This window comes from Caenimonas sp. SL110, from assembly GCF_001044395.1.
Taxonomy (GTDB): Bacteria; Pseudomonadota; Gammaproteobacteria; order Burkholderiales; family Burkholderiaceae_C; genus Ramlibacter.
In genome coordinates this window covers 1-22,513 of sequence record NZ_JANU01000071.1, presented here as the reverse complement: position 1 = coordinate 22,513, position 22,513 = coordinate 1, and the positions used below count along the sequence as shown (strand labels likewise).

Genomic DNA, 22,513 nt, shown 5'->3' with positions numbered 1-22,513 from the left:
CAATCCTCTCAGAGAATGGAGCCTCCTCAAATACCGGGGCGGTTCAGTTGTAGATCGATCGATGGCTCTCATCGACGACGATGAAGTCGAAGAAGTGCGGCGACAGGTGCTGCGCATCGTCCCGGATGATGTTGAGCATCGTGGGATACGTGGCCACGTACACACGGCGGTCTTTGGCGACGAGCTTCTCGCCCACGTTGGGCCAGCGGGGCTCGTTGGGCATGTGCTCTTTGAAGGCCGCCAAGGCTTGTTCGCGCAACGCGATGCGGTCGACCAGGAACAGAATCTTTTCAGCGTGGCCAGCACGCATCAGGGCGTCGACCATGGCTATGCAGGTGCGTGTCTTGCCGGTGCCGGTAGCCATTACCAGCAGGAACTCTCGCTTCTTCCTTTCGATGCCTTCAAACACTGAACGAATGGCCCGGATTTGGTAGTCACGGCCAGCTATCGATGTATTGATGAACTCATGCGTCAGCGGCTGGCGATTACGACGGATGTACCCGAAGCGTTCGAGATCATCGCGGGTCGGAAAGCCTATGACCTTTCGTGGCGGCGCGTTCTCCAGATCCCAGAAGTAGGTTTCGAGGCCATTGGTGTAGAAACAAAACGGTAGTTCGCCGCCAATCTGCTTCTGAATGTTGTAGCAGTACTGCTTGGCCTGTTCTCGACCGATTGCGGCTTCTTTGCTCGTTCGCTTAGCTTCGACGACAGCGAGTGGCCTGCGGTCCTTGCCGAGCAACACGTAGTCGCTGAACTGATGGCCTTCGTATGGAGTCCGCGGTTCCGCCACACCCGCCGCGAGGCCGGTAAGGATGTCGAACTCTTCGACCACCTGAGTTGGATCTTTGACGTCCCAACCTGATACAGCCAATTGCTGGTCGATGTGCTCTGCGCGGGTTTGGGCCTCAGACTTCGACACGCACTTTCTTCCTCCTGGTTGGTCACCCAATTCTTCGCTCGGTGACCGCCGAGCATGCCGCGTCCGCCGGAAGGAGACAAGCGTATCTTTTCCGATCTCTGATCACTGCTCGCTTGGATCACGTCAAAAGGAAAAGCCCCTGACCATTTCTGATCAGGGGCTTCCAATTCTGGTGGCCTGGGGCGGAATCGAACCACCGACACGCGGATTTTCAATCCGCTGCTCTACCAACTGAGCTACCGGGCCGTGAGTCGGCGATTATAGCAAGGGGAATGGGGTGATTTTGAGATCGCGCGGAAAGAGACGCCGTCTGCCCTCACCCCTGCCCTCTCCCAGAGGGAGAGGGAGAATTCAAATCAACCGCCGCGCTTGCCGCGCGACAGGTCCACGCCCAGTTGCTTGAGCTTGCGATACAAGTGCGTGCGCTCCAGCCCCGTCTTCTCGGCCACGCGCGTCATCGATCCACCTTCCTTGGCCAGGTGGAATTCAAAGTAGCTTTTCTCGAACTCATCGCGTGCATCGCGCAGCGGTTTGTCCAGCTCAAAAAGCTGTCGTGCCTGCGGCCCCAACTCCACCACCGGGGGCATGCTCTGGCCGCCGGTCATCGCGGCTTCTACCGTCAGCTCGATGGCCTGCAACACGCCGCTGATCTGGCCGGGCTTCCTGGGTAGCGCCGCGCTCGTTCGCGCGAGGCCGGCTTCCACTGCCTTGAGCAGCTTTTGCATCGTGATCGGTTTTTCAAGAAACGATTGCGCGCCGATCTTGGTGGCTTCTACCGCCGTCTCTATCGTCGCGTGTCCGCTCATCATGATCACCGGCATGCTCAGAAGGCCCGAGGTGGACCATTCCTTGAGCAGCGTCACGCCGTCGGTGTCGGGCATCCAGATATCGAGCAGCACCAGGTCAGGTCGCGAGCGGTTGCGGGCGTTGCGTGCCTGCGCCGCGTTTTCCGCGAGCTCCACGTTGTGCCCTTCGTCATTCAGGATTTCCGACAGCAGGTCGCGTATGCCGAGTTCGTCATCGACCACCAGGATGTTTGCCATGTTCTTTGTGCTGCCTCTGTTGGCCGTGCGGCCTTGTGCGTATTGCGTGGCGGCCGCGAGTGTTGCTAGGCCGCAACTGCGAATGATAACGACACTTGGGCCCCCAGAAGCACGTCGTCTTCGATCCTGTTCTTCAGGTCGATGCGCGCTCCGTGCTCATCCGCAATTTTTTTCACGACGGCCAGGCCCAGGCCGGTGCCCTTGGCCTTGGTCGTGACGTACGGCTCGAAGGCCCGCTTGAGGATGTGTTCGGGAAAGCCCGCGCCTGTGTCCTGCACGATCAGCCGCACACGGCGCGACGCGTCATTGCACTGCGTCTTCACGGTCACTTCGCGCACCGGGCAGCCTTCGGTTGCGTCCTGCGCGTTTTGCAACAGGTTGTGTATGACCTGGCGCAGTTGCTGCGCGTCGCCCAACACAGGTCTGCACGCAGGGTCGAGTTCCATCTTGACCGGCACGTGCGCCGAGACATCGCCGCGCTCGCCGCCTTCGCGCGCATAGAGCTGCAGCACGTCCGCTACCAGCGCGTTGAGGTCCACCGGTTTCAGTTCTGCCGCGGGCAGGCGCGCGTAGTCGCGGAACTCGTTGACGAGCCGCTTCATCGCATCGACCTGGTCCACGATGGTGAGCACCGACTTGGCAAGGATGGCGGCCTCTGGCGGCTGCAGTTTGCCGGCGAGCTTCATCTCCAGCCGCTCGGCCGATAGCTGGATGGGCGTGAGCGGATTCTTGATTTCGTGCGCGAGCCTGCGCGCCACTTCGCCCCATGCCTGCGCCCGCTGCGCCGACACGATCTCCGAGATGTCATCGAACACGAGCAGCCGCGACGATCGGCCGGGTGTGTCCGATGGCATTTCTGCGCCGCGTGCCACGAGCGTGATGCCCGTCTGCTGTGTGCCCAACTGCGCGGCGTTGAGTTCGAACGATTGCTGCCAGTGGTCCAGGCCGTGCTGACGCCGCTCGCTCATGTAGTCGTCGAACTGCTGCTGCACCGCGGCGCCGAATGTCGCGAGCCCGTCGATCGACGCGAGCTGCACGCCTTCGTACGCGGCCAGAGGTACGCGCAGGATTCGCGTCGCGCCGGGGTTGGACGAGAGGATCTGGCCCTTCTCGTCCATCACGATCACGCCGGCCGTGAGATTGTCCAAAATGGTTTGCAGGTTGGCTCGCGCGGCACTGACCTGGCCCATGCTTTTGTCCACGGCTTCGCGGGCATCGGCCAGCTGCTGCGTCATTTCCGCGAACGATCGCGTGAGGCCGCCGAGTTCATCCTTGCCCTGCATGGCGGGCTTGGGCGACAGGTCGCCCGCTGCGACTTCGCGCACGCCCGCAGCCAGCAACAGCAGCGGGCGCGCGAGCTGATTGCCCAGGATCACGGCCAGCAGCACGGCGCCCAGCACCGCCAGGAACAGGCTGAGCGTGAGCGTGCCGATGTACATGCGGCGCAGGCCGTCTCGCGCAAGTGCGCGCTCCTGGTATTCACGATTGGCCTCCTGCACCGCGATCGCATTAGCGACCAGTGAAGGCGGCAACGATTGCGTGATTTGCAGGATGCGCGGCTCGGACAGCACCGCGTTGCTGGGTTGCGAAACCGATGCCAGCGCCTTGACGCGGGCCGTAGACACCGCCGCCGGCCCGGGTTCGTCCAGGCCTTCGATCACCGCCAGCGATCGCTGCGATCGCACGTTGCGTATCTGCTGGCTGCTCGGCCGCTCGGGGTTCAACTGAAATCGCGATTGACCCGCGCTGGCAATCAGGGTGCCGTTGCCGCTCCACAGCATCACGTCGTTGGCCTGCAGTTGTTCGCGCAGGCGTTCGATGGCCAACGGGGCCGATGTGTCCGGCGTCTCGGCCAGTTGCGTAGCAGCAGCGCGTGCCTTGGCAGCCAGATCGTTGGCGAGTGCGTCGAGCGATGCGCGGCCCAGGCTCAGGCCCGCATCGAGCGCGCCTTCGACTTTCACGTCGAACCAGCTTTCGATGGAGCGCGAGACGAACTGGTACGACACCACATAGATCAACAGCCCCGGCAAGAAGCCGGTGAGCGCGAAGATCGCTGCGAGCTTGACCAGCAGGCGGCTGCCGAACTTGCCGCGCCGCACGCGTGAGACCAGCCGCACGATGATCCAGATGATCACCAGCAGCAGCAGGCTCGCGACGACCACGTTGATGGCAAAGAGGCGGCTGTAATTCTGTTCGTACAGCTCGCGGTTGTTGGTGGCCTGCGTGAGCAGGAACATCAGCACGATGCTGATCGCCACGATCACCGCGACTGCGACACCCACCGCCCATCGGAAGGCCTTGGATGAGCGCAGCGACTGGCTCGCGGGCGGGCTCGCGACGGGGGCGGCAGCGGAGGTTGCGGGGGCAGCGACCGGCTCGTCCTTCTCGCCCGTCATTTGCCGCTTTCGACTGACAGGCGCTGGTTGCGCGTGGCGTTGATGTTCCAGTCGGCCTGGCCCACGGCGCCGATCTGGAAGGGCCGGGGCAGCTGCGAGATGTCCAGGCGGAAGCGGAAATCGACGTTGTATCTCGCATCGGTATCGATTTCGCCGGGCTCGGCGATCTTCCAGTGCGACACGCGCTGTATGGCTGCCATGGCGTCTTCTCGCGTATCGAAGCTCTGGCCCAGCGCTCCGCCCGAATTGCCGATGGCCGTGGGAGAAACGACCAGACGCCAGCGCCGGGTGAGCGGCTGGTAGGACAGCCGCATGTGCCGCGCTTCTGACGCCACCTGCTTGTCGTACCAGTACCAGCGGTCGCGGAACACCACGGCCTCGGCCACGAAGAACATCGGGATGCCCTTGGCCAGCGCGTCGTCGATCACCGTCGGGAGTTCGAACCGCACGGCAGCCGACAGCAGCACGCCTTCGTCGGTGCGCTCCAGCCGCAGCTGCGTGATTTCGGCGGAGGACGACTGGGCGTGCGCGGCCCCCGCCAGAAACAGCGCAAACGCCAGTAGCACGCCGGTCAGCACCCCTTTCAGGATGCGACGCATGGCGTGGTCAGGGGCGGCCTGGATGAGAGCCCAACGAGGCGCTTTTTTCGAGCAGCGCGTAATAGAAACCGTCGTGATCACCTGCCAGATTGTCCGGGACGCCATTGGTCTTTTCCCCGGTTTGGGGCACTAAATGCCCGGGGCCGGGGCGCAAAACGCTGTCTTTGTGGTGCGCAAGAAACGTTTGGACCTGCACCTCACCCTCTGCCCGGAATACCGAGCAGGTGCAGTACAAAAGCCGCCCGCCGGGGCGCAGCAGCGGCCACATCACGGCCAGCAAGCGAGCTTGCAATGCCGCCAGCTGGGCGATATCGGTTTCACGGCGCAACCAGCGGATGTCGGGGTGCCTGCGGACGATGCCGGAAGCCGTGCAGGGCGCGTCGAGCAGGATCGCGTCGAAAGGCCGACCATCCCACCATTTGGGCGGGTTCGCGGCGTCGGCGACGACGACTTCAGCCTGCAAACCCAGCCGCGCCAGGGTCTCGTGTATGCGCTTGCACCGCTCGGCGTCGATGTCCAGCGCAACCACCTGGGCATCCGAAATTTCGAGCAGGTGCGCGGTCTTGCCGCCCGGGGCGGCGCAGGCATCGAGCACGCGCAGCGGGGTGCCGTCGGTCGATTGGAGTCCCGTCATCAGCAGTGGCGCGGCCAGTTGCGCTGCAGCGTCCTGTACCGAGACCTGGCCTTCGTTGAAGCCGGGTACATCGGTGACAGGGCGCGGCCGCTCCAGGATCACGCCTTGCACCCCTACCGGCGCTGCCGCAACGCCTGCTGCCTGCGCGTTCGCGAGGTAGGCTTGCTGCGTGCTGCGGCGCGCATTCACGCGCAGGGTCATCGGTGGCTGCGTGTTGTTCGCGTCGAGGATCTGTTGCCAGTGCTTCGGGTGGTCCTTCTTCAACCTCGCAATCCACCACTGCGGGTGATTCCAGAAGGCCACTGGATTGCGATCGGTCGCGGCAACCATCGCTTCGCGCTCACGCAGGAATCGGCGCAGGCACGCATTGATGAAGTTTGATTGCGCGCGCGTGGCACTGCCGAGCTTGGCCGCTTCGACCGCCTGGTCAACCAGCGTGAACGGCTCGTAAGGCGCGTCTTCGTCTCGCCAACACAGCGCAAGCGCGACACAAAGCAGCGCATCAGCCTGCGGCGGTGGCGGACGTTTGGCCAGCAGCACGCGCAGGGCTTCGGCTCGTCCGAGGTTTCGGAACGCCTGGAATGCCAGCGCCTGCGCAGCGGGCCGCACAGCGCCATCAATGCGTGTCAGTGCTGCTGTTGCCGATGCGCCCTCGCGCACGGACTGTAAAACGGAAGCGGCAGCCTGAAGCTGCCGCCAGAGTGGGAGTGCCTGACCTGTCATGGGCCCATTGTGTCAGCCCAGCGCGCACCCATAGCTCAGGTCAGCGAGTCTGCCCAGATATTGCGTGCCCAGCTCATCGCATGGGTGCCTTCCAGCTCGGTCGGCGCCGGGCTGAGGCCGCCCGATCCGGCAACGGTCTTGAAGGTGTTGTCGATGTATTCGTGCACGCTGGCCACATGGACCACGTTGCGATCGTCCACAAAGCTGTAGCAGGTGTTGGTGAGCATCGGGCGCGGATTGGGTTGCCAGCCCGCCAGCTGCGCGACGATGGCAGCAGCGGCGACCTTGGCGTGGCTGTTGGCCATGTGCCCGCTCTTGGGCATGGCCGGCGCGATCTGGATCGAGTCGCCGATCACGAAGACATCCCTGGCCGCTGTGGACTCGAAGGTCTGGTAGTTCACGCCCACCCAGTTGTTGTTGGCCTGGTTGGCAAGCCCGGCCTGCACCGCAATCAGTCCCGCACGCTGTGGTGGCACGACGTTGAGCACTGCAGCCTTCACGTCGTCCTGCACTTCGAACTTGAGCGTGCTGGTGCGCGCATCGACTGCCGTGAGCTTGTGCTGCGCGCGGTATTCGACGATGCCGCGATATTGCTCTGCCCAGACCTTCTTGAAGAGCGCGCCCTTGGAGGTCACATCAGGGTTCGCGTCCAGGATCAGCACCTTGCTGCGTGGCTTGGCATTCTTGAAGTACCACGCGACCTGGCAGGCGCGTTCGTACGGTCCGGGCGGGCAGCGATAAGGCGCTTCCGGGATGGAGATCGCGTAGGTTCCGCCATCAGGCATCGCTTCGAGCTGGCGGCGCAGGGCCACGGTTTCAGCGCCGGCTTTCCATGCATGAAGGATCTGGCCCGAAGCATGTGCTGCGGCCAGGCCTTCGACGCGATCGAGCCGCATGTCCACGCCAGGGGACACGACGAGTTTGTCGTAGGCGATGGTGCCGCCGCGCGCGAGCGTGACGGTCTTGCGCGCGGCGTCGATGGACGCCGCCATGTCCTTGACCACCGTGACGCCGTGGTTTCGTTCCAGACCCGAGTACGGGGTAGTGATGTCGTCGAGTTTGCGGCTGCCTCCAACCACCAGATTGGAGATGGGGCACGAGATGAATGCGTCGCCAGGCTCGATCAGCACAACGCTGATCTTGTGGTCCGAGAGCAGGCGCACGTACTTGGCCGCAGTCGCGCCGCCGTACCCGCCGCCAATCACCACGACTTGCGCGCGCGACGGAATCGAAGTGGTTGCGCAGGCCGACAGGCCCAAAAGTCCAAGCGCGCCTGACGAATGAAGGAATGAACGTCTTTTCATGGTGCTTGCCTTCTATTTGCGCTGCGCGAAGTAAGTGGCGATCTGCTCGATCTGCGCATCGCTGTAGCCCTTGCTGAGCTGATGCATGATCGTCGCGGGCCTTGTGCCGGCCTTGAAAGCCTTGAGCTGGCTCGCAATGTAATCGCGCGGCATGCCGGCCAGGGGCGGCGCGCTCGAGCCGGTCACCGACCGGCCGTCGGTGCCATGGCAATTGGCGCAGGTTGCTGCCAGGCTTCTTGTGTACAGCGCATCGGGTGTTTGCGCGCCCGCCACGCAGCAGCCGCCGGCAGCCAGCGCCGCCATGAGCCATCGTTGGATCTCCATCCTTGTCTCCATCAATTGTTTCGAGACTATACGGCTGGCTCAGCTGAAAGGAAAGGGCGCGCTCCATACGAATGGACGGCCCGCCGGCACATCGCAAAAGGTACAACCGCAGTTGGTTCAACAGACCCTCAATCATCCACCGGAGACCCCAATGCCCGCACTCTTTCCACTGGTCAAGACGGCCGCAATTTACGCTGGCGTCGCGAATCAACCCCTGTCGAGCAATGATCAGGCATCGTCTACGCGCGCTAACAGCTTGACGCTTCAAGCGCTTGCAAACTACGTCGCCGACGCCGACTTGGGAACCCTGGAAAACCTCTCAACCGCCGCAAACTGGACGACTTCCAACGAGTTGCATGACAGGTGGACGGATGAGCTGCTGGAGCTCCTGTTTCCTGCGGCACCGACCGGCACGCCGAACGTCCCGACTGCAGCGCCATCGACAGTTCTAACCTCGTCACCAACAGCTTCCGGCGGGGCCTGCGATGAGGACCGCAGCCTGATGCATGCCACTGTCGCATTAATGGCCGCAGGCTTGGCTCTCGCAGGGATTTCGGCGGGCGTTGCAGTTAAAGAACGCCAGCAAAATCCATTTGACGCGCCCAACGCAGCTGTGAATCTCTAAATCCCGGTACCCGGCTTGCCCAGGCTACGGCTTGCCCGAAAGCCGAAAAGGGACGCCAGCAGTACGGCAGGGAACTGCCCAATCGCCGCGTTATAGCGAGCGACGGCGCGGTCAAATTGGTCGGCAGCGGCATGCGCCTGCGCCAGGATTTGCGTGCGCCTTGCAAGTATGGTTTCAGGCAGGCGGGGCCCGGCCAGGTCATGCGCATCGCTGCGCTCGGCGCGCTCCCACGCCATCTCCAGCACGTCGCGCGCTGCACTGAGGGCCGCGATGCCATCTGGATCGAGGGGCCGGCTTCGAGCGGCCGAGAGAGAGGCTGAAAATTGTTCGGCTGCGCCGTGCAGCCCCGCCCAGATCGAGGGGCCGCCTTCAAGTGCGCCCGCCTGCGTATCGGTCTGCGGCAACTGGTTACGCACCAATTCCACGTGACGCGCCAACTCTGCATCCAGCAACGCGAAGGCCGCCTTCACTTCAGCACGCAACCGCACGAGCCGGTTGTAGGCACCCACTGCCCAAAAGACAAGGACAGCGGCAATTGCCCAAAGGACCACAGTTGATGTCATCGGCTGATCAAGACGCAAGACCTTCGTAGGACGATTCGATCGATTCTGCCTGATACAAAACGTGCGGCATCGGATTGGTCGATGCGTCTCACCAAGGAAACTTCATGACAGCAGCCAAGGCAACGATGGCGTTGGCGTTCATCGCCGGCGTGCGAACAGCCGATTCGCAAATCCCCGCACCGACTTCGAATCTGGTGGCGGGCTACACCCTGGATGCCGCCAACGCGTTGTCATTCAGCCCACCAGTCGCCACCAGGCTTTCATTCTCCGGCGACAGGCAGTTGCTGTCGTTGTCGGCCAATGAAACCCAAACCGGATTTGTCATCGCGACTCCTGCGAATACCCGTGTATTCCTGGTGGGTGATCCGCCAGAGAATTGCGAGCCCGCGATCCATGGCGAGTACGGCAATGTCACGCAGCGAACGCTGAACTTGATCTGCCCCGAAGACAACGGCACCTTGAGCGCCCACAACACCTACCTCTTCTCACAGGATCCCAATCACACCTATCTTGAGCGCCAACCGGTTGAGAGCGCAGCAGACCTTTGCACTCCTGGCGCCGGCATCTTCGATCCGCTCCATCCACCCGATCTCAGCGGCATATTTGAAGGTACGGAATTGATTCAACCGCTGTCCATGTATCGGTTTTCCTATGTGGAAAAGTGCCCAACCCCTGGTCCGACATTGACTCCCACACCCACCGGTACAAGAGTTACAGGAGTCCCCACTCCCAGCGCACAAGACGCATCGTCAACTGAAGTCACGCCACTGTCGTGGGCCATCACCGCTGTGGCGGGCGTAGGGCTGGCAGGTTCAATCGTCATCTGCGCCTTGAGAGGGAGGCTGCAGTGCAGGCCTTCGCAATTGCGGCAGATTCAACCCGCGCTGGACCATGTCGAGTTGGTCCGCACGGCGTCGATGCTTCCATAAACGACTACGCCCTGAGCCCAAGAAAAGAGCCCCATGACCTATCGGTGATGGGGCTCTTTTTGATGCGCCGGTGAAGGCGCATTATTCTGCCGAGGATTACTCCGAGACAGTGCCTTCGTTGGCTTCGGTCGCATCCGCACCGGCGCCGATGCCGGCCAGCTCTGCAGCCTCCGAATCAGCGATCGCGCGGCGCTCGGCCTCGTCCATCTGGTCCTTGGCCTTGCGTGCCTGGTGGTAAGCCATGCCGGTACCTGCAGGGATCAGGCGGCCAACAATGACGTTTTCCTTCAGGCCACGCAGCTCGTCGCGCTTGCCCATGATGGCCGCTTCGGTCAGCACGCGGGTGGTTTCCTGGAAGGAAGCCGCAGAGATGAACGAATCGGTCGAGAGCGACGCCTTCGTGATACCGAGCAGCAGGTTGCTGTAGGTCGGCGGGATCTTGCCGTCGGCGCGGAGGGCATCGTTGGTGTCCAGGATCTCCGAACGCTCGACCTGCTCACCCGCGATGTAGCCCGACTCGCCGACGTTCTCGACCACGACACGGCGCAGCATCTGGCGAACGATCACCTCGATGTGCTTGTCGTTGATCTTCACGCCCTGCAAGCGATACACGTCCTGCACTTCGTCGACGATGTAGCGCGCCAGTTCCTCAGCACCCAGCAGGCGCAGGATGTCCTGCGGATCGGCCGGGCCGTCCACCACGGACTCGCCCTTGTTGACGACCTGGCCTTCGTGCACCAGGATGTTCTTTTCCTTGGGCACGAGCTCTTCGTGCACGCCGCCTTCCGGATCGGTGATCTGCAGGCGAATCTTGCCCTTGGTCTCCTTGCCGAACGACACCGTGCCGGTGATCTCGGCCAGCACACCCTTGTCCTTGGGCGAACGGGCTTCGAACAGCTCGGCAACACGCGGCAGACCGCCGGTGATGTCTCGCGTCTTCTGGCCTTCGATCGGGATACGCGCCAGCACTTCGCCGCCGACCACATCCTGGCCGTCGCGCACCTGGATCAGCGCACCAACCGGGAAGCCGATCGTCACCGAGTGATCGGTGCCGGGGATCTTCACTTCGTTGTCGGTGGCGTCGATCAGCTTGACCTGCGGACGCAGGACCTTGGCCGAGCGCTTCGGATCGAACTTGATGACCACCAGCGTGGACAAGCCGGTCACTTCGTCGACCTGCTTGGCAACCGTGAGGCCTTCTTCGACGCTCTCGAACTGCACCTTGCCGGCGAATTCCGTGATGATGGGGCGCGTGAGCGGGTCCCAGTTCGCCAGGATGGTTCCGGCCTTGACCGACTGGTCGGCCTTCACCGCCAGCGTGGCGCCATACGGCACCTTGTGGCGCTCGCGCTCGCGGCCGTGCTCGTCGTGAATCACGATTTCGCCGGAACGAGCGATGACGACCTGTTCGCCCTTGCTGTTGGTCACATAGCGCATCGTGGCGTTGAAGCCGATCACGCCGTTGGACTTGGCATCCACGCTCGAAGCAATGGCTGCACGCGACGCGGCGCCACCGATGTGGAACGTACGCATCGTCAGCTGCGTGCCGGGTTCGCCGATCGACTGCGCGGCAATCACGCCGACTGCTTCGCCGACGTTCACCAGGCCGCCGCGACCCAGGTCACGTCCGTAGCACTTGGCGCACAGGCCGAAACGGGTTGCGCAGGTCAGTGCCGTACGCACCTTCACTTCGTCCACGCCCACAGCTTCGAGTTCGTCGATGCTGTCTTCGTCGAGGATGGTGCCGGCCTTGACCAGCACTTCGCGCGACTCGGGGTGCACCACGTCATCGGCGCCTACACGGCCCAGGATTCGGTCGCGCAGCGACTCGATCACCTCGCCGCCTTCGACGATCGCGCGCATCACCGAACCGTCGGTCGTGCCGCAATCGGTTTCGGTCACCACCAGATCCTGCGTCACGTCAACCAGGCGACGCGTCAGGTAACCCGAGTTCGCGGTCTTCAGCGCCGTATCCGCCAGGCCCTTACGAGCACCGTGGGTGGAGATGAAGTACTGCAACACGTTCAGGCCTTCACGGAAGTTCGCCGTGATGGGCGTCTCGATGATCGAGCCGTCAGGCTTGGCCATCAGGCCGCGCATGCCGGCCAGCTGGCGAATCTGCGCAGCCGAGCCGCGAGCGCCGGAGTCAGCCATCATGTAGATGGAGTTGAACGACTCCTGGTCCACTTCATTGCCGTGGCGGTCGATGGTCTTTTCCTTGGCCAGCTGGGCCATCATGACCTTGGACACTTCGTCGCCGGCCTTGCCCCAGATGTCCACCACCTTGTTGTAGCGCTCGCCGGAGGTCACGAGACCCGAAACATACTGCTGCTCGATCTCTTTGACTTCCTTCTCGGCGCGTCCAATGATGTCGGCCTTTTGCGGCGGCACCAGCATGTCGTCAACGCAGATCGAGATACCAGCCTTGGTCGCCAGGCGGAAGCCGTTTTGCAGCAGCTTGTCGGCGAACACGACGGTCTCTTTCAGGCCGCACTTGCGGAACGAGACGTTGATGAGCTTGGAGATTTCCTTCTTCTTGAGCGCCTTGTTGATGTTCGAGAACGGCAGGCCCTTGGGCAGGATCTCGGACAACAGGGCGCGGCCCACGGTCGTTTCCACGATCGAGGTCGAAGGAACCAGCTCGTTGCTGTCCTTGTCACGCGTCCACTCGGTCAGGCGCACGTTCACCTTGGCGGTGAGCTCGACCTGGTTCGCGTCGAGCGCGCGCTGGACTTCACCGATGTCGGCAAAGATCATGCCCTCGCCCCTGGCGTTGGTGCGCTCGCGCGTCGTGTAGTACAGGCCCAGCACCACGTCTTGCGACGGAACGATGGACGGCTCGCCGTTGGCGGGGAACAGCACGTTGTTGGAGGCCAGCATCAGCGTGCGGCATTCCATCTGTGCTTCTACCGACAGCGGTACGTGGACGGCCATCTGGTCACCGTCGAAGTCGGCGTTGAACGCAGCGCAAACCAGCGGATGCAGCTGGATCGCCTTGCCTTCGATCAGGATCGGCTCGAACGCCTGGATGCCCAGGCGGTGCAGCGTGGGAGCCCGGTTCAGCATGATCGGGTGCTCTTTGATCACCTCTTCAAGAATGTCCCAGACCACCGGCGTGCCGGATTCGACTTCCTTCTTCGCAGCCTTGATGGTCGTGGCGATGCCCATGGCTTCGAGGCGCGAGAAGATGAACGGCTTGAACAGCTCGAGCGCCATCAGCTTGGGCAGGCCGCACTGGTGCAGCTTGAGCGTCGGGCCCACCACGATGACCGAACGGCCCGAGTAGTCCACGCGCTTGCCCAGCAAGTTCTGGCGGAAACGGCCGCTCTTGCCCTTGATCATGTCGGCCAGCGACTTCAGGGCGCGCTTGTTGGCGCCCGTCATGGCCTTGCCACGGCGACCGTTGTCCAGCAGCGAGTCCACGGCTTCCTGCAGCATCCGCTTTTCGTTGCGCGCGATGATTTCAGGAGCCTTCAGCTCCAGCAGGCGGCGCAGGCGCGAATTGCGGTTGATGACGCGGCGATACAGGTCGTTCAGGTCGGAGGTCGCGAAGCGGCCGCCGTCCAGCGGAACCAGCGGACGCAGGTCCGGCGGCAGCACAGGCAGCACTTCCATCACCATCCACTGGGGACGGATGCCCGACTTCTTGAAGGCTTCCAGAACCTTCAGGCGCTTGGCGTTCTTCTTGACCTTGACTTCGGAGCCGGTCAGGTCGCCGCGCAGCTTCTCGATCTCGAGGTCGATATCGATGCCTTCGAGCAGGTCGCGGATGCCTTCAGCGCCCATCTTGGCGATGAACTCATCGCCGAATTCCTTGCGCTTGGCGTCGTAGTCGTCCTCGGACATGATGCCGAACTTCTTCAGCGGGGTCATGCCGGGGTCGGTGACGACATAGGCTTCAAAGTACAGCACGCGTTCGATGTCGCGCAGCGTCATGTCGAGCACCAGGCCCAGACGCGACGGCAGCGACTTCAGGAACCAGATGTGCGCGCACGGTGCGGCCAGGTCGATGTGACCCATGCGCTCGCGGCGAACCTTGGTCTGCGTGACTTCAACGCCGCACTTCTCGCAGATGACACCGCGGTGCTTCAGGCGCTTGTACTTGCCGCACAGGCATTCGTAGTCCTTGATGGGCCCGAAGATCTTGGCGCAGAACAGGCCGTCGCGCTCAGGCTTGAAGGTGCGGTAGTTGATGGTTTCCGGCTTCTTGACTTCGCCGAAGGACCACGAGCGGATCTTCTCCGGGGAAGCCATGCCGATGCGGATGGCATCGAAATGCTCGTCCGGCGTGAATTGCTTGAACAGGTCGAGTAATGATTTCATGTGTCTGTTCCCTTCGATTACGAACGCTCGAGTTCCATGTCGATGCCCAAGGAACGGATTTCCTTGACCAGGACATTGAACGACTCCGGCATGCCGGCTTCGATGGCGTGTTCGCCCTTGACGATGGACTCGTACACCTTGGTGCGGCCCTGCACGTCGTCGGACTTCACGGTCAGCATTTCCTGCAGCGTGTATGCGGCGCCGTACGCTTCCAGCGCCCAAACTTCCATTTCGCCGAATCGCTGGCCGCCGAACTGCGCCTTGCCACCCAGCGGCTGCTGGGTAACGAGCGAGTAAGGACCGGTCGAGCGGGCGTGCATCTTGTCGTCCACCAGGTGGTGCAGCTTCAGGACGTGCATGTAGCCGACAGTCACGGGACGCTCGAACTGGTCGCCCGTGCGGCCGTCGTACAGCATGGCCTGCGTGCGGTTGGCCGTGAGGCCCTTGACCTTCATGATGTCTTCCGGGTAGGCAAGCCTGAGCATGCCGCGGATGTCTTCTTCAGACGCGCCGTCGAACACCGGCGTCGCAAAGGGCACGCCCTTGGACAGTTCGGTGGCCATCTCGATCACGTCTTCGTCGGTCAGGTTGGGCAAGTCTTCCTTGCGGCCCGAGCTGTTGTACAGCTGGTCCATGAACTTGCGCAGCTCGGCCTGCTTGGCTTCTTGCTGCAGCATGTCGCCGATGCGCTGGCCGATACCCTTGGCAGCCCAGCCCAGGTGCACTTCCAGCACCTGGCCCACGTTCATGCGCGATGGCACGCCCAGCGGATTGAGCACGATGTCGCATGGCGTGCCGTCGGCCATGTAGGGCATGTCTTCGACCGGGACGATCTTGGACACGACACCCTTGTTGCCGTGACGGCCGGCCATCTTGTCGCCGGGTTGCAAGCGGCGCTTGACGGCCAGGTACACCTTGACCATCTTGAGCACGCCGGCAGGCAGTTCGTCGCCCTGCGTGAGCTTCTTGCGCTTTTCTTCGAAGGCGAGGTCAAAGCTGTGACGCTGCTGGTCGATCGAGTTCTTGATCGATTCGAGCTGCGTTGCGGCTTCGTCATCGGCTGGACGGATGTCGAACCAGTGGAACTTCTCGACCGACGAGAGATAAGCCTTGTCGATCTTGGTGCCCTTGGCCAGCTTCTGCGGACCGCCGTTGGCGATCTTGTTGGTCAGCAGCTTCTCGATACGGTCGAACGCGTCGGCTTCGACGATGCGAAGCTGGTCGTTCAGGTCAAGGCGGAAGCGCTTGAGTTCGTCGTCGATGATCTGCTGGGCGCGCTTGTCGCGCTGGATGCCTTCGCGGGTGAACACCTGCACGTCGATGACCGTGCCTTGCGAACCCTGGTCCACGCGCAGCGAGGTGTCCTTCACGTCGGAAGCCTTCTCGCCGAAGATGGCGCGAAGCAGCTTCTCTTCAGGTGTCAGCGTGGTCTCGCCCTTGGGTGTGACCTTGCCCACCAGCGTATCGCCCGGCTGCACTTCAGCGCCGACGTAGATGATGCCGGACTCGTCCAGGCGGTTGAGCTGCTGCTCGGACAGGTTGGGGATGTCGCGCGTGATTTCTTCGGCGCCCAGCTTGGTGTCGCGAGCCATCACCACCAGTTCCTCGATGTGGATCGAGGTGTAGCGGTCATCGGCAACGACACGTTCGCTGATCAGGATCGAGTCCTCGAAGTTGTAGCCATTCCAGGGCATGAACGCGACCAGCATGTTCTGGCCCAGAGCCAGTTCGCCGAGGTCGGTCGATGCGCCGTCAGCCACCACGTCACCCTTGGCGATCTTGTCGCCGCGCTTGACGATCGGACGCTGGTGGATGTTGGTGTTCTGGTTGGAACGCTGGTACTTGATCAGGTTGTAGATGTCCACGCCGACTTCACCTGCGGTGGCTTCGGCGTCGTTGACGCGAACCACGATGCGGGTGGCATCGACATAGTCGACCACGCCGCCGCGAGTTGCGGTCACGACGGTGCCGGAGTCGACTGCGGAAACGCGCTCGATGCCGGTGCCGACGAAAGCCTTCTCGGGGCGCAGGACAGGCACGGCCTGGCGCTGCATGTTGGCGCCCATCAGCGCGCGGTTTGCATCGTCGTGCTCAAGGAACGGCACCAGCGAAGCAGCAACCGACACGATCTGTGCGGGCGACACGTCCATGTACTGGACGCGGTCTGCGCCGACCAGGATCGATTCGCCGGCTTCACGCGCGGAGACCAGGTCACCGGTCAGCTTGCCATCCTTGTCCAGGATCGCATTGGCCTGGGCGATGACGTACTTGCCTTCTTCGATGGCCGACAGGTAGTCGATTTCCATCGTGACCTTGCTGTCGATCACCCGGCGGTACGGCGTTTCGATGAAGCCGTATTCGTTCAGGCGGGCGTACAGGGCCAGCGAATTGATCAGGCCGATGTTCGGGCCTTCAGGCGTTTCAATAGGGCAGACGCGGCCGTAGTGGGTCACGTGAACGTCACGCACTTCGAAGCCTGCGCGCTCGCGGGTCAAACCGCCCGGGCCAAGAGCCGAGACGCGACGCTTGTGCGTGATCTCGGACAGCGGGTTGGTCTGGTCCATGAACTGCGACAGCTGCGATGCACCGAAGAACTCCTTGAGCGCCGCAGAGATCGGCTTGGAGTTGATCAGGTCATGCGGCATGAGCGGCTCTTGTTCGGCCTGGCCGAGACGTTCCTTCACGGCCTTTTCGATACGGGCCAGGCCGGTGCGGTATTGGTTTTCGGCCAGTTCGCCGACGCAACGCACGCGGCGATTGCCCAGGTGATCGATGTCATCGACTTCGCCGCGGCCATTGCGCAGGTCCACCAGGATCTTGACGACGTTGAGGATGTCCTCGTTCGTCAAGACCATCGGGCCGGTCGATTCGTTGCGGCCAACCTTGGCGTTGAACTTCATGCGGCCCACGCGCGACAGGTCGTACGTGTCCGGGTTGTAGAACAGGCGCTGGAACAGGGCCTGGACTGCATCTTCGGTTGGCGGCTCGCCGGGGCGCATCATGCGGTAGATGGCAACACGCGCAGCAAACTCATCGACGGTTTCGTCGATGCGCAGGGTCTGCGACATGTACGCGCCCTGGTCGAGCTCGTTCGTGTAGATGACCTGCAGGTTCTGCACACCAGCGATGCGCAGCTTCTTCAGAAGTGCTTCGGTCAGCTCGTCATTGGCCTTGGCGATGATCTCGCCTGTGTCGGCATCGACGATGTTGCGGGCGACGACGCGGCCGATGAGGTAATCCTCAGGGACGCTGATGTGAGTGGTTGCAGACTGCTCGAGGTCACGGGTGTGGCGAACGGTAACGCGCTTGTCCTTGGCGACCACAACCTTGCCGGCCTTGTCGGTGATGTCAAAACGGGCAACTTCACCACGCAGGCGCTCGGGAACGAATTCCATCTGCGCGCCGCTGTCCATCAGGCGGAAGTTGTCGTTGACGAAGAAGTTCGCCAGGATCGACTCGGGCGTCAGGCCAATGGCCTTCAGCAGGATGGTGACGGGCATCTTGCGGCGACGGTCGACGCGGAAGTACAGGATGTCCTTCGGATCGAATTCGAAGTCGAGCCAGGAGCCGCGGTAAGGGATGATCCGTGCCGAGAAAAGCAGCTTGCCCGAGCTGTGGGTCTTGCCCTTGTCGTGCTCGAAGAACACGCCCGGCGAGCGGTGCAGCTGGGAAACGATGACACGCTCGGTGCCGTTGATGATGAAAGAGCCCTTCTCGGTCATCAGGGGCACTTCGCCCATGTAGACCTCCTGCTCTTTCACTTCCTTCACGACCTTCGATTGCGGCGTGGACGACTCACGGTCGTAAATGATCAGTTGCACCTTGGCGCGCACGGCCGAAGCATAGGTGAGACCACGGGTCTGGCACTCGCGCACGTCGAACGCAGGTTTCGCAAGGTTGTATTCGAGAAACTTCATCTCGACAAAACCGTTGTGCGACACGATAGGGAATGCAGCGTCGAACGCTGCTTGCAGACCTTCTATGGTCCGGCTCTTCGGGCCGATATCGGCCTGCAGGAACGCGGTGTACGCGTCTTTCTGCATTTGCAGGAGGTAAGGGATTTCAAGCACGCTGTCGCGGCTGCCGAAGCTTTTGCGGATGCGCTTGCGTTCGGTATAAGAATAGGCCATGAGATCTCCGGGCTAATGAGCTCTTGCGCAACTGTCACCCGGGTCTCGAGGCGTCGAGGCCGGGCTTCTTGGTGGGTTGGCCACTACCAACCATGGCGGACGGCGATGCATTGCACATCGCCCGAACCAAGGCATCTTCTGCAGTCGGGGTCAGAAGACACTCGAAAAAACTGGGGAACCTAGTATTGGACCAGTCTTTTCGGGTGCGCTCTTGCTGCATCCTTTAAAGCACCAAAGGCTGGAGGCCCTTTCGGGTCGCTCCAGCCTCGGAACCAGGGACGATTACTTCAGTTCGACCTTGGCGCCGGCATCTTCCAGCTTCTTCTTGGCAGCGTCGGCATCAGCCTTGTTCAGGCCTTCCTTGACAGCCTTCGGGGCGCCATCGACCAGATCCTTGGCTTCCTTGAGGCCCAGGCCGGTGATTTCGCGCACGGCCTTGATGACGGAGACCTTCTGTGCACCGGCTTCCAGCAACTGGACGGTGAACTCGGTCTTCTCTTCAACGACGGCTGCGGCAGCACCGCCACCAGCGCCGGCAGGAGCGGCCATAGCGGCTGCGCTCACACCAAACTTCTCTTCGATGGCTTTCACCAGATCGTTGAGTTCCATGACCGTCATGCTGTCCAGCGAGGTCAAAAATGCGTCTTTATCGAATGCCATTTTGATTTCCTAAATTAAGTTGGGTTTGTTGCGCCGCTCAAGCGGCGGCTGCCTCGGCAGGTGCATCAGCCGTAGCTTCTTCTGCACCACCACCTTTTTTCGCCGCCAGGGCGCCCAGCACAACGGCCGTACGCGAAATGGGCGACATCAGCAAGCCGCAAAGCTGGGCCAGCAGAACTTCCTTCGAGGGGATGTTCGCGAGCTGCTTCACGCCGGCGACGTCCAGGGCCTTGCCCGCAAATGCACCACCGCGAATCACCAGCTTGTCGTTGGTTTTCGCGAAGTCAGCCACCACTTTCGCGGCGGAGACGGCATCGACGGAAAAGCCGTAGATCAGCGGTCCGGTCATCTGGTCACCGACAACTTCGAACTGGCTACCAGCAACAGCACGGCGAGCCAGGGTGTTCTTCAGAACACTCAGGTTCACGCCCTTGCTGCGTGCATCGTTGCGCAGTTTGGTCATGTCAGCGACCGTGATGCCGCGGTATTCCGCAATCACCAGCGTTTGAGCTTTGGCGGCGAGGCTGGTCACTTCTTCAATGACCGCTTGCTTCTCACTGCGATTCAGACTCAAGGTCTACTCCTTTGAAAGTGCCTTCGGGCCTTCACCCTCTGGCACGCCTAAAGTTCAGCGACCAACTGTTTTCAGGAAATCTCTCAATATCCATCTTCAGCGGGATCGCCATCTGCGTTGGCTGGACCTCATGCAACTGCCCTGGGGTCACTATTAAGCGGGCTTGCCGCACCAACGGTCTTGGATGGCCCGGAAGCTCCCCGAAGGATGCTTCTGGCCCACCACACCTGGCACCGCCTTCCCGCGATGCCTGGAATCTCTTTGCGATTACGCCGAGATGGACTGCGTGTCGACGCGGACACCCAGACCCATGGTCGACGAAACTGCCACCTTGCGCAGGTAAACACCCTTGCTTGTTGCCGGCTTGGACTTGTGCAGCGCCTCGATCAGCGCGACCAGGTTGCCTTGCAGCTTGTCCGAGTCGAACGAGTTACGGCCGATGGTCGCGTGGATGATGCCGGCCTTGTCGGCGCGGTACTGGACCTGGCCTGCCTTGGCGTTCTTCACGGCGGTTGCCACATCGGGCGTCACGGTGCCGACCTTGGGGTTAGGCATCAGGCCGCGCGGGCCCAGGATCTGGCCGAGCGTACCGACAATGCGCATGGCATCCGGCGCAGCGATCACCACGTCGAACGGCATGTTGCCGGCCTTGACCATGGCAGCCAGGTCATCCATGCCGACGATGTCGGCGCCGGCAGCCTTGGCTTCCTCAGCCTTGGCGCCCTGTGCGAACACAGCGACACGTTTTGTCTTGCCGGTACCGTTGGGCAGCACGACCGCGCCGCGAACGACCTGGTCCGACTTCTTGGGATCAATACCCAGCTGAACAGCAACGTCGATTGACTCATCGAACTTGGCGTTCGCGGCTTCCTTGACGATGCCCAGTGCTTCGCTGAACGCGTACAGCTTGGTGCTGTCGACCTTGCCCTGCAGGGCCTTTTGCTTCTTGGTGAGCTTTGCCATGATCAGAGACCTTCCACCGTGATGCCCATCGAACGGGCGGAGCCGGCCAATGTGCGGATAGCTGCATCGACGCTTGCGGCGTTCATGTCCTTCAGCTTGGTCTTGGCGATTTCTTCGAGCTGTGCGCGCGTGATCTTGCCAACCTTGTTGCTGTGCGGTGTGGGCGAACCCTTTTCGAGCTTGACAGCCTTCTTGATCAGGACCGTCGCAGGCGGGGTCTTGATGATGAAGGTGAAGCTCTTGTCCGCGTAAGCCGTGATGACCACGGGCAATGGCAGGCCTGGCTCAACGCCCTGGGTCTGGGCGTTGAACGCCTTGCAGAACTCCATGATGTTGAGGCCGCGCTGGCCGAGGGCCGGGCCGATAGGGGGCGACGGATTGGCTTTGCCTGCAGGAACCTGCAGCTTGACAAAACCGACGATTTTCTTCGCCATGGTTTTTTACTCCTTGCGGGTGATAACGCCTGGGCTCGACGGCCTGGGCTCCCCGGGGGTTAACGACTCGTTTTCTTCAACCATGCACGGAGTCGGTGCGTGCAAGGCAATTTGTCAGGTCTTCTCGACCTGGCTGAATTCCAGTTCGACAGGCGTCGCACGACCGAAAATCGTGACCGAGACCCGAACCTTGTTCTTTTCGTAGTTGACTTCCTCAACCGTTCCATTGAAGTCGGTAAACGGGCCGTCCTTGACGCGCACATATTCACCGACGCTGAATTCCACCTTGTGGCGCGGCTTCTCAGTACCCTCTTCCATCTGGCCGAGGATCTTGCCGACTTCGTCTTCAGAGATCGGTGCAGGACGATTCTTGGCACCACCGACAAAGCCCGTGACCTTGTTGGTGTGCTTGACGAGGTGCCAGGTGTCATCGTTCATGATCATCTGGACCAGCACGTAACCTGGATAGAACCGTCGCTCGGAAGTCTTCTTTTGTCCGTTCTTGATCTCGACGACCTCTTCGGTCGGAACGAGGATCTCGCCAAACATGTCCTGCATGCCTGCACGCACGATGCGCTCGCGAATATTTCGCTCGACAGCCTTTTCCATGCCGGAATAGGCATGGACGACGTACCAGCGCAGATCAGGATTGACCGGCTTTGCGGGCACTACGGCCCCAGCACCCTCGACGGGCATGTCTTCAGCGGCGGTATCTGTGATTTCGGTCATTACTTCTTCCAGCCCAGGATCAAGTCATAGAACAGCCACTCAAGGGTCTTGTCGGTAAGCCACAAGAAGATGGCCATCACCGCACAAAACGCGATCACGTAGCCCGTCATCTGGATAGCTTCCTTGCGGGTCGGCCAGACAACTTTCTTGACTTCCTTCCAGGAGTCGCGGCCGAACGCCACAAATTCCTTGCCAGGCTCGGAGGTTCCAAAAACCACCACGGCTGCAGCAATACCCACGATCAGTGCCGCCCATTGAGCAATCTGGCCCTGCTTGCTCAGCAGGTAAAAGCCAGCGAGCGCAGCAACCACCAGGGCAACAGCAGCACCCAGCTTCGCCTTGTCGGCGCCAGTGCTGACGGTTTCAACTTGAGAAGTAGCCATTTGCGGCGTTTTCCTGGTTCGAATTCACGGTGTCTTCAAGACACTGAAGCCCGACACACGGTCGGGCTTGGTTTTTTGGTGCCACTCAAGTGGCAGGGGCAGTAGGAATCGAACCTACAACCTTCGGTTTTGGAGACCGACGCTCTGCCAATTGAGCTATACCCCTTTGTTCGATTACTCGAGAATCTTGGCGACGACGCCCGAACCGACGGTCTTGCCACCTTCGCGGATAGCAAAGCGCAGGCCTTCTTGCATGGC

18 protein-coding genes, 2 tRNA genes and 1 pseudogene are annotated in these 22,513 nt (G+C 61.8%); 2 read left to right on the top strand and 19 right to left on the bottom strand.

Features of this window, described 5'->3' with window-relative positions:
* Positions 1 to 43: 43 nt before the first annotated feature.
* The 8 genes from AQ12_RS21760 to AQ12_RS21725 all read right to left on the bottom strand — a co-directional run bounded on the left by AQ12_RS21760 (position 44) and on the right by AQ12_RS21725 (position 7,942).
* Positions 44 to 919, bottom strand: a complete 876-nt coding sequence (locus tag AQ12_RS21760; protein ID WP_202967529.1) for a DEAD/DEAH box helicase family protein — start codon at positions 917 to 919, stop codon at positions 44 to 46.
* 170 nt (positions 920 to 1,089) lie between these two features.
* Positions 1,090 to 1,165: transfer RNA gene (locus AQ12_RS21755), tRNA-Phe, on the bottom strand.
* Between the two features lie 110 nt (positions 1,166 to 1,275).
* Positions 1,276 to 1,962: a response regulator gene (locus tag AQ12_RS21750; protein WP_048442083.1), complete on the bottom strand. Its 687-nt coding sequence runs from the start codon at positions 1,960 to 1,962 to the stop codon at positions 1,276 to 1,278.
* 65 nt (positions 1,963 to 2,027) lie between these two features.
* Positions 2,028 to 4,358 (bottom strand): ATP-binding protein, encoded by a 2,331-nt coding sequence (locus tag AQ12_RS21745; RefSeq protein WP_048442082.1) that lies wholly within the window; start codon positions 4,356 to 4,358, stop codon positions 2,028 to 2,030.
* A complete protein-coding gene (locus AQ12_RS21740) occupies positions 4,355 to 4,957 on the bottom strand; it encodes a DUF4390 domain-containing protein (protein ID WP_053076851.1) in 603 nt (200 codons plus the stop codon). Before AQ12_RS21740 ends, AQ12_RS21745 begins: the two co-directional genes overlap by 4 nt.
* Positions 4,958 to 4,964: 7 nt before the next feature.
* Positions 4,965 to 6,314, bottom strand: coding sequence for a 16S rRNA (cytosine(967)-C(5))-methyltransferase RsmB (gene rsmB, locus AQ12_RS21735; protein WP_048442081.1), 1,350 nt, complete (start codon positions 6,312 to 6,314; stop codon positions 4,965 to 4,967).
* 35 nt (positions 6,315 to 6,349) lie between these two features.
* Positions 6,350 to 7,618: an NAD(P)/FAD-dependent oxidoreductase gene (locus AQ12_RS21730; protein WP_048442080.1), complete on the bottom strand. Its 1,269-nt coding sequence runs from the start codon at positions 7,616 to 7,618 to the stop codon at positions 6,350 to 6,352.
* A 12-nt stretch (positions 7,619 to 7,630) separates the two neighbouring features.
* On the bottom strand, positions 7,631 to 7,942 hold the full coding sequence (locus tag AQ12_RS21725; RefSeq protein WP_238587798.1) for a c-type cytochrome: 312 nt from the start codon (positions 7,940 to 7,942) through the stop codon (positions 7,631 to 7,633).
* A 151-nt stretch (positions 7,943 to 8,093) separates the two neighbouring features.
* Here AQ12_RS21725 and AQ12_RS21720 point away from each other — a divergent pair, with 151 nt between their 5' ends.
* Positions 8,094 to 8,567: a hypothetical protein gene (locus AQ12_RS21720; protein ID WP_048442079.1), complete on the top strand. Its 474-nt coding sequence runs from the start codon at positions 8,094 to 8,096 to the stop codon at positions 8,565 to 8,567.
* On the opposite strand, the gene AQ12_RS21715 is transcribed toward AQ12_RS21720, so the two are convergent.
* The gene (locus AQ12_RS21715) at positions 8,564 to 9,148 is read right to left on the bottom strand and encodes a LemA family protein (protein WP_152682898.1); all 585 of its coding nucleotides are present in this window, start codon (positions 9,146 to 9,148) and stop codon (positions 8,564 to 8,566) included. The genes AQ12_RS21720 and AQ12_RS21715 overlap by 4 nt on opposite strands.
* Before the next feature lie 86 nt (positions 9,149 to 9,234).
* On the opposite strand from AQ12_RS21715, the gene AQ12_RS21710 reads away from it, so the two are divergent.
* Complete coding sequence (locus AQ12_RS21710) at positions 9,235 to 10,059, top strand: hypothetical protein (protein WP_048442077.1); 825 nt, start codon at positions 9,235 to 9,237, stop codon at positions 10,057 to 10,059.
* 96 nt (positions 10,060 to 10,155) lie between these two features.
* Here the strand turns inward: AQ12_RS21710 and rpoC are convergent, their stop codons facing one another.
* The 10 genes and pseudogenes from rpoC to AQ12_RS22585 all read right to left on the bottom strand — a co-directional run.
* The gene (gene rpoC / locus AQ12_RS21705) at positions 10,156 to 14,382 is read right to left on the bottom strand and encodes a DNA-directed RNA polymerase subunit beta' (protein ID WP_048442076.1); all 4,227 of its coding nucleotides are present in this window, start codon (positions 14,380 to 14,382) and stop codon (positions 10,156 to 10,158) included.
* A gap of 17 nt (positions 14,383 to 14,399) precedes the next feature.
* Positions 14,400 to 18,512, bottom strand: coding sequence for a DNA-directed RNA polymerase subunit beta (gene rpoB, locus AQ12_RS21700; RefSeq protein ID WP_048442075.1), 4,113 nt, complete (start codon positions 18,510 to 18,512; stop codon positions 14,400 to 14,402).
* A gap of 282 nt (positions 18,513 to 18,794) precedes the next feature.
* Positions 18,795 to 19,172 carry a 50S ribosomal protein L7/L12 gene (rplL, locus tag AQ12_RS21695; protein WP_048442074.1) on the bottom strand — a complete coding sequence of 126 codons (378 nt, stop codon included), beginning with the start codon at positions 19,170 to 19,172 and terminating at the stop codon, positions 18,795 to 18,797.
* A 37-nt stretch (positions 19,173 to 19,209) separates the two neighbouring features.
* Positions 19,210 to 19,746, bottom strand: coding sequence for a 50S ribosomal protein L10 (rplJ, locus tag AQ12_RS21690; protein ID WP_048442073.1), 537 nt, complete (start codon positions 19,744 to 19,746; stop codon positions 19,210 to 19,212).
* A gap of 267 nt (positions 19,747 to 20,013) precedes the next feature.
* Complete coding sequence (gene rplA, locus AQ12_RS21685; protein WP_048442072.1) at positions 20,014 to 20,709, bottom strand: 50S ribosomal protein L1; 696 nt, start codon at positions 20,707 to 20,709, stop codon at positions 20,014 to 20,016.
* Between the two features lie 2 nt (positions 20,710 to 20,711).
* Positions 20,712 to 21,143: a 50S ribosomal protein L11 gene (gene rplK / locus AQ12_RS21680; protein ID WP_048442071.1), complete on the bottom strand. Its 432-nt coding sequence runs from the start codon at positions 21,141 to 21,143 to the stop codon at positions 20,712 to 20,714.
* 114 nt (positions 21,144 to 21,257) lie between these two features.
* On the bottom strand, positions 21,258 to 21,839 hold the full coding sequence (gene nusG / locus AQ12_RS21675) for a transcription termination/antitermination protein NusG (RefSeq protein ID WP_048442085.1): 582 nt from the start codon (positions 21,837 to 21,839) through the stop codon (positions 21,258 to 21,260).
* Between the two features lie 32 nt (positions 21,840 to 21,871).
* Positions 21,872 to 22,255 carry a preprotein translocase subunit SecE gene (gene secE / locus AQ12_RS21670; RefSeq protein ID WP_048442070.1) on the bottom strand — a complete coding sequence of 128 codons (384 nt, stop codon included), beginning with the start codon at positions 22,253 to 22,255 and terminating at the stop codon, positions 21,872 to 21,874.
* A gap of 90 nt (positions 22,256 to 22,345) precedes the next feature.
* A tRNA-Trp gene (locus tag AQ12_RS21665) sits at positions 22,346 to 22,421 on the bottom strand.
* Positions 22,422 to 22,429: 8 nt separating this feature from the next.
* Positions 22,430 to 22,513, bottom strand: a pseudogene (locus AQ12_RS22585) (elongation factor Tu); the annotation flags it as partial.

Coding starts and splice junctions, on each gene's coding strand:
- rsmB (WP_048442081.1), bottom strand. CDS start 6,314: ATGACAGGTCAGGCACTCCCACTCTGGCGGCAGCTTCAGGCTGCCGCT.
- AQ12_RS21730 (WP_048442080.1), bottom strand. CDS start 7,618: ATGAAAAGACGTTCATTCCTTCATTCGTCAGGCGCGCTTGGACTTTTG.
- AQ12_RS21750 (WP_048442083.1), bottom strand. CDS start 1,962: ATGGCAAACATCCTGGTGGTCGATGACGAACTCGGCATACGCGACCTG.
- rplA (WP_048442072.1), bottom strand. CDS start 20,709: ATGGCAAAGCTCACCAAGAAGCAAAAGGCCCTGCAGGGCAAGGTCGAC.
- AQ12_RS21720 (WP_048442079.1), top strand. CDS start 8,094: ATGCCCGCACTCTTTCCACTGGTCAAGACGGCCGCAATTTACGCTGGC.
- rplL (WP_048442074.1), bottom strand. CDS start 19,172: ATGGCATTCGATAAAGACGCATTTTTGACCTCGCTGGACAGCATGACG.
- nusG (WP_048442085.1), bottom strand. CDS start 21,839: ATGCCCGTCGAGGGTGCTGGGGCCGTAGTGCCCGCAAAGCCGGTCAAT.
- AQ12_RS21710 (WP_048442077.1), top strand. CDS start 9,235: ATGACAGCAGCCAAGGCAACGATGGCGTTGGCGTTCATCGCCGGCGTG.
- rpoC (WP_048442076.1), bottom strand. CDS start 14,382: ATGAAATCATTACTCGACCTGTTCAAGCAATTCACGCCGGACGAGCAT.
- secE (WP_048442070.1), bottom strand. CDS start 22,255: ATGGCTACTTCTCAAGTTGAAACCGTCAGCACTGGCGCCGACAAGGCG.
- rpoB (WP_048442075.1), bottom strand. CDS start 18,512: ATGGCCTATTCTTATACCGAACGCAAGCGCATCCGCAAAAGCTTCGGC.
- AQ12_RS21740 (WP_053076851.1), bottom strand. CDS start 4,957: ATGCGTCGCATCCTGAAAGGGGTGCTGACCGGCGTGCTACTGGCGTTT.
- AQ12_RS21745 (WP_048442082.1), bottom strand. CDS start 4,358: ATGACGGGCGAGAAGGACGAGCCGGTCGCTGCCCCCGCAACCTCCGCT.
- AQ12_RS21725 (WP_238587798.1), bottom strand. CDS start 7,942: ATGGAGATCCAACGATGGCTCATGGCGGCGCTGGCTGCCGGCGGCTGC.
- rplK (WP_048442071.1), bottom strand. CDS start 21,143: ATGGCGAAGAAAATCGTCGGTTTTGTCAAGCTGCAGGTTCCTGCAGGC.